At 60.2% G+C, this 14,540-nt stretch carries 11 protein-coding genes and 1 pseudogene; 7 read left to right on the top strand and 5 right to left on the bottom strand.

The window, feature by feature from the left end; genetic code table 11:
* Positions 1-113: 113 nt before the first annotated feature.
* A complete protein-coding gene (locus tag BLS48_RS29500; protein WP_091585578.1) occupies positions 114-539 on the top strand; it encodes a globin family protein in 426 nt (141 codons plus the stop codon).
* Positions 540-650: 111 nt separating this feature from the next.
* On the opposite strand, the gene BLS48_RS29495 is transcribed toward BLS48_RS29500, so the two are convergent.
* The 5 genes and pseudogenes from BLS48_RS29495 to BLS48_RS35265 all read right to left on the bottom strand — a co-directional run bounded on the left by BLS48_RS29495 (position 651) and on the right by BLS48_RS35265 (position 8,521).
* Positions 651-1,808 carry a sulfite oxidase gene (locus tag BLS48_RS29495; protein WP_091585467.1) on the bottom strand — a complete coding sequence of 386 codons (1,158 nt, stop codon included), beginning with the start codon at positions 1,806-1,808 and terminating at the stop codon, positions 651-653.
* Positions 1,809-2,091: 283 nt separating this feature from the next.
* A complete protein-coding gene (locus tag BLS48_RS29490) occupies positions 2,092-3,954 on the bottom strand; it encodes a CHASE2 domain-containing protein (protein ID WP_091585466.1) in 1,863 nt (620 codons plus the stop codon).
* Positions 3,955-3,961: 7 nt separating this feature from the next.
* The gene (locus BLS48_RS29485; protein WP_091585465.1) at positions 3,962-4,492 is read right to left on the bottom strand and encodes a FecR domain-containing protein; all 531 of its coding nucleotides are present in this window, start codon (positions 4,490-4,492) and stop codon (positions 3,962-3,964) included.
* A gap of 1,050 nt (positions 4,493-5,542) precedes the next feature.
* Positions 5,543-6,016, bottom strand: a pseudogene (locus BLS48_RS36850) (FRG domain-containing protein); the annotation flags it as partial.
* Positions 6,017-6,652: 636 nt separating this feature from the next.
* Positions 6,653-8,521, bottom strand: coding sequence for a hypothetical protein (locus BLS48_RS35265; RefSeq protein ID WP_143019539.1), 1,869 nt, complete (start codon positions 8,519-8,521; stop codon positions 6,653-6,655).
* 434 nt (positions 8,522-8,955) lie between these two features.
* Between BLS48_RS35265 and BLS48_RS29465 the strand changes: the two genes are divergently transcribed.
* The 6 genes from BLS48_RS29465 (at position 8,956) to BLS48_RS29440 (ending at position 14,227) form a co-directional block, all read left to right on the top strand.
* The gene (locus tag BLS48_RS29465; RefSeq protein ID WP_091585457.1) at positions 8,956-9,624 is read left to right on the top strand and encodes a hypothetical protein; all 669 of its coding nucleotides are present in this window, start codon (positions 8,956-8,958) and stop codon (positions 9,622-9,624) included.
* Positions 9,599-10,162: a hypothetical protein gene (locus tag BLS48_RS29460; protein WP_143019538.1), complete on the top strand. Its 564-nt coding sequence runs from the start codon at positions 9,599-9,601 to the stop codon at positions 10,160-10,162. The genes BLS48_RS29465 and BLS48_RS29460 overlap by 26 nt, the downstream gene beginning before the upstream one ends.
* Positions 10,163-10,484: 322 nt before the next feature.
* A complete protein-coding gene (minC, locus tag BLS48_RS29455; RefSeq protein ID WP_091585455.1) occupies positions 10,485-11,297 on the top strand; it encodes a septum site-determining protein MinC in 813 nt (270 codons plus the stop codon).
* Between the two features lie 79 nt (positions 11,298-11,376).
* On the top strand, positions 11,377-12,192 hold the full coding sequence (minD, locus tag BLS48_RS29450; protein ID WP_091585454.1) for a septum site-determining protein MinD: 816 nt from the start codon (positions 11,377-11,379) through the stop codon (positions 12,190-12,192).
* Entirely contained in the window at positions 12,189-12,461 is a 273-nt protein-coding gene (gene minE, locus BLS48_RS29445; protein WP_091585453.1) for a cell division topological specificity factor MinE, read from the top strand. Before minD ends, minE begins: the two co-directional genes overlap by 4 nt.
* Positions 12,462-12,778: 317 nt before the next feature.
* Positions 12,779-14,227 carry a coiled-coil domain-containing protein gene (locus tag BLS48_RS29440; RefSeq protein ID WP_091585452.1) on the top strand — a complete coding sequence of 483 codons (1,449 nt, stop codon included), beginning with the start codon at positions 12,779-12,781 and terminating at the stop codon, positions 14,225-14,227.
* Positions 14,228-14,540 lie beyond the last annotated feature (313 nt).

Genomic DNA, 14,540 nt, shown 5'->3' with positions numbered 1-14,540 from the left:
CCTGAAACCAGATCGAGACCGAACTGAAACGCCTGGGCGCGACTGGCGACATGCATGCGAAACACTCCGGGAGGATGGTCGCGGCTCACCGAGGCCACCAGAGGAGCGCGCCGATGACGCCCGACCAGATCAGACTTGTCCAGGATAGTTTTCGTGAAGTCGTCCCGATACGCGCGGCCGCCGCGGCCCTGTTCTATGAACGCCTGTTCGCCATCGACGGGAACCTTCGGGCCCTGTTTCCGGTGAGGGACATGACCAAGCAAGGCGCCAAGCTGATGGCGAGCCTGGGCTTCGTCGTGCATGGACTGGATCGTGCCGACACCATCCTGCCCATCGTGCGCGAACTCGCCAAGCGTCACGTCGGCTACGGTGTCGAAGAGCATCATTACCCGATCGTCGGGCAAGCGCTGATCGAGACACTGGCGGCCGGCCTCGGCCCCGCTTTTACGCCGGCGGTGCGCGAGGCCTGGGCGGCAGCCTACGGCTTGCTCGCGAGTGTCATGATCACGGCCGCCCGCGAGGTCCAGCTCGCGGCGTGAGGGCTGGCGCGCACGATGTGACGACGCCCGAATTGTCATGCCGCGCGGCGACGGCATGACAATTTTCGCCGCTTCGCCGGCCTCCCGCGGGCTTGCCGGCGCTTTGGCTTCTCAACCGATCTTGACGTGCCGCGTCACCTGGCCATTGCTCTCCCAGTATGTGTGCTTCTTGGCAATCAAGGGATCGTCCATCGCGGGTTGAATTTGTCCCGTGGTGCTGACCGCGCGCGAGGTCACCGTGTGTTCCCCGGGCGAGGGGTTTGCCCATGCCAGGGACCAGATTTTCCAGGCGTGTTCGGCCTCCTCGCTGTGGTCGATGGTCGCCGGCGCCCAAGGCGCTTGATCGATTTGCACTTCGACCCGGTCGATCGGTGCCCCCCAGGCCGCCCCGACGATGGCGTAGTCCGAGCCTTTCCGGGTGACCTTCGCGGGTGCCGACTTGATCAGCGCCCGGCCCACCGAGGTCTCGGCCCATACGGTCTCGCCATTGTGGTCCTCCTCCCGGATGGTGACATAGTCGCGGGCCATCAGCAGGCTCATGAACCGGGTGTCGCGAACCTCGATGCGCTTCAGCCACTTGACGTTGGCGATCCCGTACCAGCCCGGAGCAATGAGCCGCAGCGGGAAACCATTGGCCGCCGGCAAGGCGGCGCCGTTCATTTCATAGCAGAGCAGATTGTCGGGATTCATGGCGTCGGCGAGCGACATGCTGCGCGCGAAATTCTGCTTCATCTTGACGTCGCGTATCGGGATCTCGCTTTCGTCAGTACCGAAAAAGACGACCTCGATGCCATTTTGCAGAACACCGGCTTCCTCGAGGATCGGCGCGAGCGGCGTCCCTGCCCAACGGGCATTGCCGATGCCGCCGGTGAAAAAGGGAAAACCGTGGTTGCCCGAGCATTCCACCGTGAAAACGACCTCCTGGCGCGGCCGCGCCCTGATGTCGGCGAGCGTCAACTTCAGGGGCTTCTTGACCAGGCCCTCGATCCTCATGGACCAGGTCTTCTCATCGATCGTTGGTCGATCGAAATGCGAGATGCTGAAGAACTTGTCGTTTGGCGTTATCCAGCTATCCAGATCCTCCCAGACAAGCTGCGTCTTGATACCCGCCGGATTGGGATTTTCGGTCGGCTGGTCCAGCCACGGAACAACTTCCCCGCCCGCCTGTGTTGGAAAAGCGTAAGCGCGACGCGAGGCATGAAGAGCGGCGATCGCGACAAGAGCCGCGCTTCCTTGAACAAGAAGTTCCCTGCGTTGAAAATTATGCATGTTGTTACCTCCCAGTTGATCCGGAACAGGCTGCAACGTGCGTTAGGCCATAGCCTGATCACGGATAGGCGACACAATGAGAATCATACCCAGCCGGAAGTATCCGGACAGGTCGGATAGTCACCGACGCACCGCAAGCATGCGAAGTGTTGGGCGAAACTCTGGCATGCGTTTCGCAATCCAAGAGTGCGCCTTTGAAAAGGAAGTGTCCACAACCTGGACGGGACATGATGACTTTGTAGCATTGCCGAGCGGGACGCCCGCCGATCACGCTGCCCCCGATCTATTGCGGCGTCCGCGCGCTTTGCCAAAACCAGATCGCGAGCAATCCGGATCGGCCACGGATCTGTGTTTCCACGGGTCCTCTCAGGGAGCCGGACTTGAACAGCGCGCAGTCGCGGCCGGCGGCCTCGAGCATCTCGTCACTCACCGCGACTTCGGCATTGTGGTCGGCCGCGATCTCCATCAGGCGGCTGGCGACGTTGACGGTGTCACCGATGGCCGCGATGTGCTGACGGCCTTCGCCGCCGAGCCGAGAGGCGACGATCGTTCCGTGGTGGGCGCCAATCTTGAAGCCGAGCCGCGACGCGGTCGATGCAGGCAACGAGGCGAGCCAAATGTTGGTGCGGCTCGACAGCCCTACGCAACAGCGGGCGGCATTGAAGGCGTCATTTGCTGAGGGTTGCGGCAGGCCGAACAGGATCATGGCGCCGTCACCCATGAAACTGGTGACGACGCCACCGCAACTCGTCACTTCCTCGTCGACCAACGCATGAAAACTGTTCAGGAGTTCGCGTGTGGCGATCGGTCCCACTATTTCACTCAGTCCGGTGAAGCCGGACAGGTCGATGAACAGGATGGCGGCGTCTCCCCGGACCGGGTCCGAGAGGAAGTCGCCATGCCTGGCGAGCCACTCCCCCATGCCCGGGGCTTCGACGCGTTGCAGCAATTGGCTCTGCGTGGCGAAAAATTGCGCCCGGCTCCTGCCCAGCCAAAGCTGCGCCGCCCCGAACAGGATGGCCGGCGGAACGGCGGCGGTGATCGGCAGCGCGGCGCTCATCCAGATATGGTGTGAGAAAGCCGTCATGTTGACCACGACCCAGAGCAGGACCACGCCGGCGACCGCCGCCAGGCCGCTGGCGTTTCGCCGCCACGCCAACAGCCCGACAAGGAGCATGGGCAGCACCACCGCGAAGCCGGCATCGGCAAGGCGAACGGACCGGTCTCGCACGATTCCGTCGCCGGTCATCAGATGGGCAATCGCCGTCGACATGACTTCGACGCCCGGCAGCACGGGATCGAACGGTGTCGGGAAAACATCGCCGGTGCCGGTCGCGGTCGCTCCGATCAGGACAATCCGATCCCGGATGATGCCGGGATCGAGTTGGCCGTCCAGCACGGTCGCGGCGCTGATGGTGCGGATCGTGCCGCGCGGGCCATAGAATGCCAGGGGCAGGATGTGACCGATGTCGGTCCGGATCGAGCGTCCGCCCAGCGACAGGTGATCGGGGGCGATTTCTGGATCCTCTCCCGCCGCCACTGTGGCAACGCGCAAGGAGAAGGACGCTTCCAGCCGGTCTGCGGCCCGAAACAGCAACGGCACGAAGCGGGGCGTTCCCGTCCGGTCGGTGATCACGTTGACGACGCCGACAGCGGCGGCATCCGAGAACGCCTTGAGCGGCCACAGGAACCGCTCGGCATCCGGTACGCGGGCGAGGGGGCCTTCGCCCAGTGTCCATTGTCTGCCGCCGGGGTAGACCGCCGCGGCCGCGATGACGCTTCTGCTGCCGCCCAGCGAACGCGCCAGCGCCTCGTCATTGTCTTTCGCCCCGGGGTCGACCAGCAGCAGGTCGAGCGCGATGGCTTTCGGGCCAAGGCGCCCGATCGTGTCGACGATCCGGGCCAGCGTGGCGCGGCTGAGCGGATAGCTGCCCTCGTGCCGCACCGCCTCGTCGTCTATCGCGACGATGGTGATCAGCTCCGGTGGCGTTGCCGGTCCTCGAAAAAGCGTTCGAAGATCGGTCATCGTCGCTTCGAAGCGATCGAGAAACGCCATGTCGCCGCGCCAGTGCGCGAAGCCCAGGCCGGCGCCCCACAGACCCGCCAGGACGAGCGCGATCAGCGTCGGAAGCGCTCGTCGGCTCATTGCGGGTTCACTGCCCGAAACGGGCCATCAAAGCGGTGACGCGCTTGGTGGGCCAGCGCTTGACGGTCAATGGTGCTGTTCCGGCTTCGACGTCGACGCCTTCGCCCGGTGCGAGGACCACGCCGGCGGTGGAGGCCGGCCTTTGCACGGCGACGCGGCCCCTGAGGACGAAAACCGACGTCTTGCCCTGGCCGACGTCGACGACCCATTTCGTCCCGCGCACCGCGGCGATCGCCTGCGGGGTGACAACCGCGAAGCCACCCGGGACCGAGCCGGACGGAGCGTCGAGCAGCAGCGCCTTGCGCCGCAATTTGACCGCATCGGCATTGCCGTTGCGATCGCTGTCCTTCAGCGTGAACCGGGCGCCGTCTTCCATGATGACGGTAAGGCCTTCCCGACATTTCAGGATCTGTCGGGTCGTACCGGCCACCGGCACCAACCTGCACCCCGCGTCCTGCGCCAGGGCGGTCCCCGCCAGGCAGACACCGGCAAACAGGCCAGCCACCAGGCTGCGGAAAAATCGGCCCCTTGCGCTCATCGACGTCTCCTTGCCTTGGCGAGATTCGCGGCAAGAAACCTTGCCGGCGGCCTGGCGGTCTATTCATGCGTACGAACCGGCTGCGTACGGACCGGCACCTGGCAGCCGCGTTGCGCTGAAGCAGCCGGTGCCGACGCAATCCTAGCACGACAAGCTGCTTCGACAGCAAGGCCCGGGGGCGAATGTCGGCGCGCCGCTCACGGTCAAGATGCGCGGCGGAAGCTGATGGACCGCCTCGGCGTCGAACCCACGTGCGGCATGGCGCATGGCCGAAGGTCACGCCGGAGCGCTGCGAGCGCGCCTCTCGCGCATCTGCGGTTCCGCGCTGGACCTTCTTCAGTGCGGCGACAAGGTGCTGCCGTTCTAGGTCGAGGGACTGGAGGCGCGGGTGGTGCACACTGGTATATCGGGCGACCAGGCGCAGGGCGACGGGCTGGGCAGCCGCGCACGCGGCTCGCACCTCAAGCGCGAGCGGAAATCCTGATCCGGGAGAGCGAAGTACGGAAAATACCGCCTCAATTCGCGCAAGAAGGACGAAAAGACCGGCAAACGGTGGAACCTCGGCACGTTTGAAACTCGCGAGGCGGTGGAGAAGCATGAGCGGGAGCATTGAGGAGGCGATCGCCAGTGTTGTTCTGTCACACAGACGGAGCGGTCCTCTGCTCAATCAAAAAAACGAAGCCGTTGGTCCTCGCAGGCGCCGTCCAAGCCTGGGAACATCGAACCCGCAGTGATGCCCATCAGCCGCAACTCTTTCAAAACGTCGTCTCGGTTGGATCGCGGTAAATCGAAAACTCTCAGGTAGCGTTTCCCGTTCTCAATCTCTTTCGTTTGAAGGTATGTTTCAACATCATCTACATTCGTGACAGTTGAAAGTGATTGCTGTGGCAAAGCACGCTCATTCTCTATGGCGAGCGCTTCGAGAACTGAGAAATGCGGGCGGGCAAATGTTGCGGACTGGAGTTGGTTGAAATCGCTCATCCACGCCCGCTTATCGAACATAAAGATACGAACCTTCTCGCCATCGGTCGCCGTTGCGGGTTGATGCCGAAAAGCAAAATAAGCGGCGACGAATGGCGAGTTTGTCCAATCGAGTAGTGGAGTTGGGTAGCCGTGATGCTGAATCAAATTCCAGAATGCTGCATTCTCGCTTGCATCTCGCAGGTTGAACAGATGTTTCAGCCGAGCGGTTAGGGTTCGATGCAACGCCGTAATATCATCTATAATGAATCGAATTAAGTCTTTTCGCCGCGTTCTATGGAAGGCTGTTCTAAGTCGATATGGGCTTGCCTGCCCTCTAAAGATGAATTGGCCCGGCTCCAATTTCACTGCAAACTGCCTGAATTGATCCCACTTCCTCACTGACTTTTCCGGCCTGATTGTCGATGGCTTTGAAGCTTCACTTCTCAATAGCTTCGATGTCCCTTGCGCTCCTAGGGATGTGGTCCAGGAGACGTTTAGCAATCTTTTGGTAACTCGAAAGCGTATGTCTGCGGTTTCTGCGAAAGCTAAGCCCGGAAACATCGATGGCAGGTCCGTACGAGCTATTACGAAAGGACCGGTAGGATGCAGCACTTCAAGTCTTCCGGTTATTGTTTGTATAGCGTTGCGATTGACTGTCTCAATGCGTGCGAGAGTCCCAGGTTCACCCTGCTGACCATAGATAAATGCGTGTCCGCGGAACCGATCGCCAGCGTCGTCAATATCAACCAAAATGAGGCCACCGTTGAGGCCTTGGTACCTCCCTAACCATTGACCGGCCAACATAGTCCCCCCACTGCCGAATTCGTTTGAAGTCAAGGTATGGCTTGTCGTTCACTATAGAACAGCGATGTCTCTGATAAATCTGTGTAATATCGGTGCGACATCTCCAGACACCAAGGGGCAATCATGCGCTGCCCGCCCAAAAATGAGATGGCGGTAGCCAGATTTGGCAGCCTTCCCCCAACCGGGTGCTGAGCCTGAGGGTGTCCCCGCCTAGGCGGGGATGATACGGAGTATATCGGGCGAAAGAGACAGGAAGCGCCGGGGGGCAGGGGTAGGGGTTACTCTCTAAGGTGAGTTTCTCCTCACGATTGCCTTCGACACCCAGCGGCACCGTGGCGACGAAGGGTGGGGCCATATCCCCACCCCACCGCAATTTCGTTACCCAGCATTCCGTCACTTTGGACAATTATCTGCGGCAGTTGGGGGCAATCCGATCGCACGCCTCATAAAGTTCTCTCTGAAATCCAGCATACATTCTACGGTACTCGAAATTGCGTATCTCCAGCCCTTGCCGTCATCGGCGACAGAGGGTGTCAGCACCAATTCGGAAACTTGCGTGAATTGCATTGGGGGGTGAAGTTTGGTTTTGTCACTGATGAGGAAAGACGGCAGCGTACAAGACGGCCCATAGTCGCCGCATGCTTTAGTGGGCCAACGTGCGCCGCCGCCCAAACCGTCCTCGTCGTCGAAACCAACTGGTCCCTCTTTTGTATCGCTGAGTTGATGGCAACCCGCGCACGTTTGAGTACGAAGACGATCCACGACGTTGTTCGCCGTGATTGCTGCGGGAGCTTCAACAGACGTCAAGTAGTCCTGAAGATCAGTTGCAACATTGACGTTTCCAGCGAATGCAGCGAGCAGATTGTCGGGTTCCTTATTGCATTTAGATGGGCCTACGCAGGGCACCGGACTTCCCGAGACACTCTGATATGCATTTGAGCTGGTCTTAGGTAGCGAGAACGTGATCGAATTTATGTCGCTTATGTGATCGAATTTGCCGCCCCCAAGCAGCCCTGTTGTCTGAGCTCCAATGGCGTCGATCAGTGGTGGCAGTCGAGGGTCGGGCGCTGTTCCGGCCACGCCTGGCTTGAGTAGAGAAACATCGGGGTTTGACTTGGTTGTGTCTGGAACGATCAGCACCCTTCTACCAACGATAAGGGTACGAAATTCCCTTAGGACCCAGTTGTTCGGATCGATGTTAATCGACCCAGGCGTTCCTGGTGTATAGTCGTGGGGTGGAATCTCCGGCTTGACCTGAACTTTGTTAATGAATTGGTTAGTACGAATTTGTCCGGAGTCGAAAGAAATATTACGAATATTGACCACCTTCGAGGGAAGTCTGCCGAACGAGCGACCGCTGGGCGCCTTCATATTGCCGTTTAGGAAGAAATCTCTCAGCCTCTCCCCACGTATTTTTGCCGAAGAGGTCTCTGAAAGGCTGCCCCAGAACTTAAGTATAGGAAGACAACCCTCGGGCATGACTACATTGGAATTCTCGCGCTTGGGATTGGGGTTCCTGATCCGAAATTCAAAAGAGATGAGGTTCCGGTTAAAAATGTCCCCCTCATGTAGATTCCCGTCCGGAGATAACGAGGGCGGAACCGTTTTTCCGGAGTTTCGAGCGAAAATGATACGATACTCACCACAGTCCCTGAATCTAGCCTTTCCGTTTCCTACCTTGCGACCGGGGCTCAGAAGGTCGAACCGATTACTGAAAGCAATGGCGCTATATGCAGAAAGATTGTTCGGGGGCGCCACGTTCTCATCAGAAAATACTTCCTGATCGGTCGCTTGCGCGCCCTCCTCCAGCCGCGGGCAATCGTACGCAAAATGTCCAAGTTTATCTTGGGGAGGAACAGCATCGCAATGTGGGCCTTTGAGTAGCCCTGGTTGTTGGTTCTGGGTGTCCCACCATTGATGAAAAAGCATTTCTTTGCCAAAAAGCGGGTCGCCGCTTTGCTTCGCAAGTTGATCCATCACCTGAGAAAACGTGATGGCGCTGACTGTATCCACGTCCGTAACCAGCAAAGACAAGTAGCGATTAAGCTCAGCGCCAGTGGTTTCCAGTCTCTCTTTGGGATTGAGTGCGTCGAAATTTACTGAGCCGCGCTCAGGTGGGTTGCCGATTGAGCCAGCCATCTGCTTAGCCCATTCGGCTTGGATTTGCTCCAATTCTTCGCTCTGAGCATGACAGGTTGCAAACCCCATCGACACCGCTAGGCATACAGCCAGAAGGAAGTTGTACTGTTGAATTCGAAACATACCGCGCCCCCCAATTCTTGAGAAAAAGACGATAGTTTGACTGCTTTCTACGAAATAATGAATACGTTAGAGACGCCTTATACACATTTGTTGATCCAAGTTCTATGTCTGAAAGTAAAAAAAGACGCGAAATCGAAGTGCCGGTGCGGTCGCGGGCAGCCGGCTGAAGCGGTCAGAGACTGGCTGTTGATCTTTCATGCGTCTCTACCCGATCTGGGTCGCCAATCTGCTCTCGATCCTTCCTCCGGCAGCAGGTGATAGCTCGCACGATAACCACGTTTTACTGGGCCTGACGTAGACTGTTTGGGCTTCAGTAAACGTGACCATCTCAAATGCATTAGCCTGCCGTCGCTGCGCAGTGAGCGCAACAAATGTTTGCGCATAAGCTGCCGGGAAGTTTGCTTGTGGGTGGCGGCTTTGATACTGATACCTAAGTGAATTGGGGGCAGAAAGTGGGAGCTATTCGAGCGGCGCTCGTTGATGCTGTATTTGCAGCCCTTCCGGTCGCGTTGGTTTATTTCAGCGGCTGGGCTTACCTGACATCTTATTTAGGGCAGTTCGGCATCGATGCGACCCAGTTCGACGTCAGCTTTACAACAGTATTAGTGTACGCGTTTGTGCCCTTGCAGTCGCACTGCGTTCTATGGATGCTCGGCGGAATAGGCGCTCTCGGATTTCTGGCTTTCCTCGCAGAAATACATTTTTCAGAAACCTCCAAGACCGGCAAAACCCTTACGGTAGTGTTGGGACTTGCCGCTCTTATGATGGTGATACCTCTGCTTTTCGTGATTAGCCACCTAGCAAATACGGCCGCGAAGGAGATGGCTGACAATGTGTGGAAGGGTGATAAATCCCAAAGCGTGATGCTACTGAGTGATCCTAAAAACGATGAGGCGGCAGTCAAATCCTACAATGTTTGTCGGGAGGGTAGACGCTTGCGGCAAATTATCGGCCTGCCAGACCAGATGTTCTTGATCTGTCGTAGTGCGGTCGACCCATGTAACCGCGGTTCGCTCTTTGCGGTGAACAAGGACGGGCACATCATTTATGTGGCGGACAAAGTGAGGGAGGATATCGATGTTCAAAAGATTTGTACTAACTAGCGGCATGCTCGCCCAACTCATGGCTGTTCCGACGCATGCGCAAGATCAAGTGATTAGCCTGAAGAACAATTTAATCGTGGGCGATGGCCCTTTTGAAGTTAAGGGTGAAAGTGGGGTTATCGGATTCGTCGTTGCGAGGGCCGGAGACTTGGTCACGTTCAAACCCTGCACAGGGGCATCGTTTCCGCTTGATCGCAAGCAGCTGTTGGCAACGAAGAACAAATGCGAAAACAGTCCTTCGACCGATGAGCACCCACTCATCGTCAAATGTGGCGATGCCCTACAAGGATGGGATAAAGTACAAATTGCCCAAGCTGTGGGTAGCAACGTGCCGATCGGAACGGCCTTCTTTCAGAAGGAAGGCGAGACGGCGATTGCATCTGTCACTTTGAACCCGAACCAAATGGCGTCTGCAATCGATAGCGTTGATCAGTTTAAGGACTGCGGTCAATTCGTCGTAGGTTTCGACAAGGAGGGGGAAGCGAAAGTAAGTCTCATTCCGGCGATGCAGGCCATCCAACTAGATGGCGAGAAATGATTGAAACGCTTGTCCATTTTGGGCATCTCCTGCGACACTAAGTAGAAGACTAAGAACACCCACCTCCGTTGCGTTGCGGGTGCGTGCCAGGCGGTCACTCGGCTTCCAACGACGTCTGGTCCTCGCGTTGAAATACTTCTAGCACTAAGTCCCTTGGTCGTTACTAAGTTTGGCGTCCGCTTTTGGCGCGCTTGGCGGACTTTCGAACTCCCCTCCGCCTTGGTAGGAACTGCCTTTCCGGTGGTCGTGAAAACCCCTCGCATTAACCATTCGTTAACCATTCCCTCGCTAGCGTTTACCTCTCAGTAAGGATTCGCCAGCCGTGACCTTTGCCGCTCCCCTCGAGGCCAAATCCATTCGCTTTCGCGCCCGTTCCTTCGTCGCTTTCACGCTGACGCCGGAGGCGCCCCTGGCGGCCTGGCTGGAGGGGCTGGACCACTGGATCGGCAACTCGCCCGGCTATTTTTCCGGCCGCCCGGTGCTGCTCGATCTCAACACGCTGAAGCCGCAGCCAGGCGAGATCGCCGCACTGGTGGCGGAACTGGCCACGCGCGGCATCCGCATCTATGCCATCGAGCTCGAAGGGGCTTCGCTCGGCGCCGAACTGCCGCCGCTGCTGGTCGGCGCCAAGGAGGCGACGACGGACGGCCTGCTGCCCGGCCGCAAGGCGAGGGCGGAAATGACGACGGACAAGGCCGAGGGCAAGGCGCCGGAACACACCGTGGCAGCGGGGCGCGACGATGCGGCCAGCGCGGGCAAGCCTGGCGCAAGCAAAGCGGGCGAAAGCGAGCCGCAGCAGGAAGCTTCGGGCACGCTGATGATCAAGTCGCCGATCCGCTCCGGCCAGGCGATCGTGCATCCGCATGGCGATGTCATCGTGCTCGGCTCGGTCGCTTCCGGGTCGGAGATCATCGCGGCCGGCTCGATCCATGTTTACGGCACGCTACGCGGGCGCGCTTCGGCGGGTGCGCTCGGCAACAAGGGCGCGCGCATCTTCTGCCGCCGCAACGAGGCCGAGCTGCTGGCGGTCGACGGCTGGTACGTCACCGCCGAGGAGATGGAAGGGTCCTCGCGCGGTAAGCCGGTGCAGGCGTTTCTCGACGGCGAGGCCTTACGCGTTGCGCCGCTGAGCTGACATTCGTTTCGACAGATACCGGGCGGCCGGCAGGGAGCCGCCCGACCGACAACAAACAAACAACAACGGAGGCTGTTTTATGGGCAAGGTAGTGGTGGTCACCTCGGGCAAGGGGGGCGTCGGCAAGACGACCTCGACGGCGGCCCTTGGGGCGGCCGTGGCCAAGACCGGCAAGAAGGTGGCGCTTGTCGACTTCGACGTCGGCCTGCGCAACCTCGACCTGATCATGGGCGCCGAGCGGCGCGTGGTGTTCGACCTCGTCAACGTCATCCAGGGCTCGGCCAAGCTGTCGCAGGCGCTGATCCGCGACAAGCGGGTCGAGACGCTGTTCCTGCTGCCGGCCTCGCAGACGCGCGACAAGGACGCGCTGACCGAGGAGGGCGTCGGCGAAGTCATCGACAAGCTGCGCTCGGTGTTCGACTACGTGTTCTGCGACAGCCCGGCCGGCATCGAGCGCGGCGCGCAGCTCGCCATGCGCTTCGCCGACGAGGCGGTCATCGTCACCAATCCGGAAGTGAGCTCGGTGCGCGATTCCGATCGCATCATCGGCCTGCTCGACGCCCGCACCTTGAGGGCCGAGCAGGGCGAGCAGATCGCCAAGCATGTGCTGGTCACCCGCTATGACGCGGCGCGTGCTTCGCGCGGCGAGATGCTGTCCATCGACGATGTGCTGGAAATCCTGTCGACGCCGCTGCTCGGCATCATTCCCGAGAGCCAGGATGTGCTCAGGGCCTCCAACCTCGGTTCGCCGGTGACACTGTCGGAGCCGCTCAACGCGGCCGCAAAGGCCTATCTGGACGCCGCAAGGCGGCTGGAAGGCGAGGACCTGCCGGTCGTCGTGCCCTTCGAACGCAAGGGTTTCCTCGATCGTCTTCTGGGAAGGAGGGCGGCATGAGCTTGCTCGACATCTTCAAGCGGCGCTCCAGCGCGCCGGTGGCGCGCGAGCGGCTGCAAGTGCTGCTCGCCTATGAGCGCCGCAACCGCAGCCAGCCCGACCTCGTCTCCATCCTGCGCGAGGAGATCATGGCCGTCATCGCCAAGCACGTGCAGATCGACCAGGACTACCTCCAGGTCTCGATGGACCGCGGCGAGACCATGTCGACGCTCGAAATCGACATCCAGATCCCCAACAAGAGCGCCAGGCCGCTGGCGATGGCGGGGTAGCGCGGACGCCATTTCCTCGCCCCCCACTCCGTGGGGGCGAGGAAATCAGAACCTGCGAGGTCGCCAATCACCCGCGGCAGGGCTGCGACCCGACGGTGGGCGCGCAACTGTCGCAGGCGCCTCTCCCCCCACATCCGCGGGGCGAGGAACCCAAGCTTTTCCATGGCCGCGGCATCGTTGTTCGCAGCATCCAAACCCCCAAATGTCCCGGAATTGCCGTCCCGCCAACGGGGGCTTCCCCTATTCAATCAGTGGATGTAGGGTTATCTTAGCAATTCGTTAAGTACCGGGTTGGTGATGGTTGGGGGAGTTCGGGCATGAACTTCAAGGCTTTGATCAAGCGTGCTGAAGACGTAGACAAGACATTCCAGCAACTGCAGATCGATCTGGCGGACGCGCTCAAATCGGATCTCGGCGCCGATGGCCGGGCGCCGCCAAAGAGCGACGATGTCCCGGATTCCGCGGCAGGACCTGGCGACTCGCCGCCTGAGGCGAATGCGGCAAATCCGGATGGTGCGGACAATACGGGCAGCCCCGAAACCGGGCCGCGACTGACATCCCATGCCCAGACCCGGCTGGCTGCGTTGAGTGCCTTTGAAGGGCTCTTCCATGATGCCAGGGAGTATCTGGAGGAGATCAACGGCAAGCTCTCGGAGATCGCGACCTCACACCACCTGACGCGCGAATTCCTCAACATCCTCCACAGCGACATTCTTCGCGCGAACGAGCTGGAGCTTGCAAATGCCGGCCTGGGCGCGGAACAAAGAACGCTGTCGGAAAATCTGCACGACACGATGAGGAAACTGCGTGAGCGTGAAGGCGCCTACGATGTGCTGCAACAGCGCGAGGCAAGCCTGGTTCAGGACAGGGAGGCGCTTCGTGCGGCGCTTGCCGCGGTAAGGCTGGAACTCGTGGAGACAGCCAATGCGAGCGCAAAACGCGAGGCGGAGTTCGGCGACATCGCCAAGCGGCTGACCGCCAGAACGGTCGAGGCCAACAGGCGCCTGCGCGAGAGCAAGATGCTGCGGGAAAAGCATGTCAGCCTGTCGCTCGAGCTCGACAAGGCGCTGAAGCGGGAATCCCAGGCGCGCCACAGGCTCGACGAGCTCTCGACGGTCCATGCCAGCGATGCAGCGCGGCTTACGGAACTGCTGGCCGCGCTCGGCAAGAGCGAGAAAGAGGAGATGCGGCTCCAGAAGTCGCTCGAGGCCGCACAGGCGAAGCTGTCGGAGACAATCGAAGCGGCCCGCATGACGGAAGGCGACAGGGAAGCCGAGCTGGCTCGCGGTCAGGCGGAAATGCGCGGGTTGCGTTCGGAGATCCAGGACCTGCAATCGCGACTGGAGCAGGCCTCGAACGAGAACACCGAGGCCGCCAGCGAAATCGCCAGGCTCAAGACTGAATTGAACGATACCCTGGCCGAAAAGAAAATCGCCGACGAAAGATTGTCTGCTCTCACCCATGAGAACGAAAACGACAAGATGAGCCTTTCGAAGGTGAACGCCAACCTTTCACAGCTTACGCTGCAACAGGCATCGGAACAGATACAGCTCGATGTCCAGAGGCAGGAATGCGAGGACCTCAGGGCCGAAATCGCGTCACTCAATGCCCGGATCAAGGAATTGCTGCCCTACGAGCGGCTCCACAAGGCCACCAACGGCAGACCGCGCGAGGGCGCCGTGGTCGAGATTACCGGCGTGGTGGCGGAGAAAGCACGTGCAGCGGGCAGGCGGCGTATCCGCAGGAACCTCCGCGCGGCGCCGTAGCCGACTTCGCTATTCCAGGGTCCCGCGACGTCGCTTCGCCCCCGCACGCCGCGCCGACTTCGCCAAGGCACCCTGCCGGGGCGAGCCACGGGTCGCGCACGTCCTTCGGCCCCCCAACTCCGTGCGGCGAGGAACCCAAGAGGAGGCCGGCACCGCACCTGGAGAGTAAACCAATGGGCACCGGCCAAGGCGGATCGACAGGTCCGCCGCGAAGGCAAGGTAGCGCGCCCGGGCACTGCATGGCATTGGTGCGATCGCGCAAGGTGCCAGCGGCAATTCCCTGGCCTTCTGATTCGAACCATGCGGCGGCCCG

Origin of the sequence: Mesorhizobium qingshengii (genome assembly GCF_900103325.1) — a bacterium.
In the GTDB taxonomy this organism is placed as follows: Bacteria; Pseudomonadota; Alphaproteobacteria; order Rhizobiales; family Rhizobiaceae; genus Mesorhizobium; species Mesorhizobium qingshengii.
Note: the sequence above shows the minus strand (reverse complement) of the source record. Positions and strands in the feature narration are given on the sequence as shown.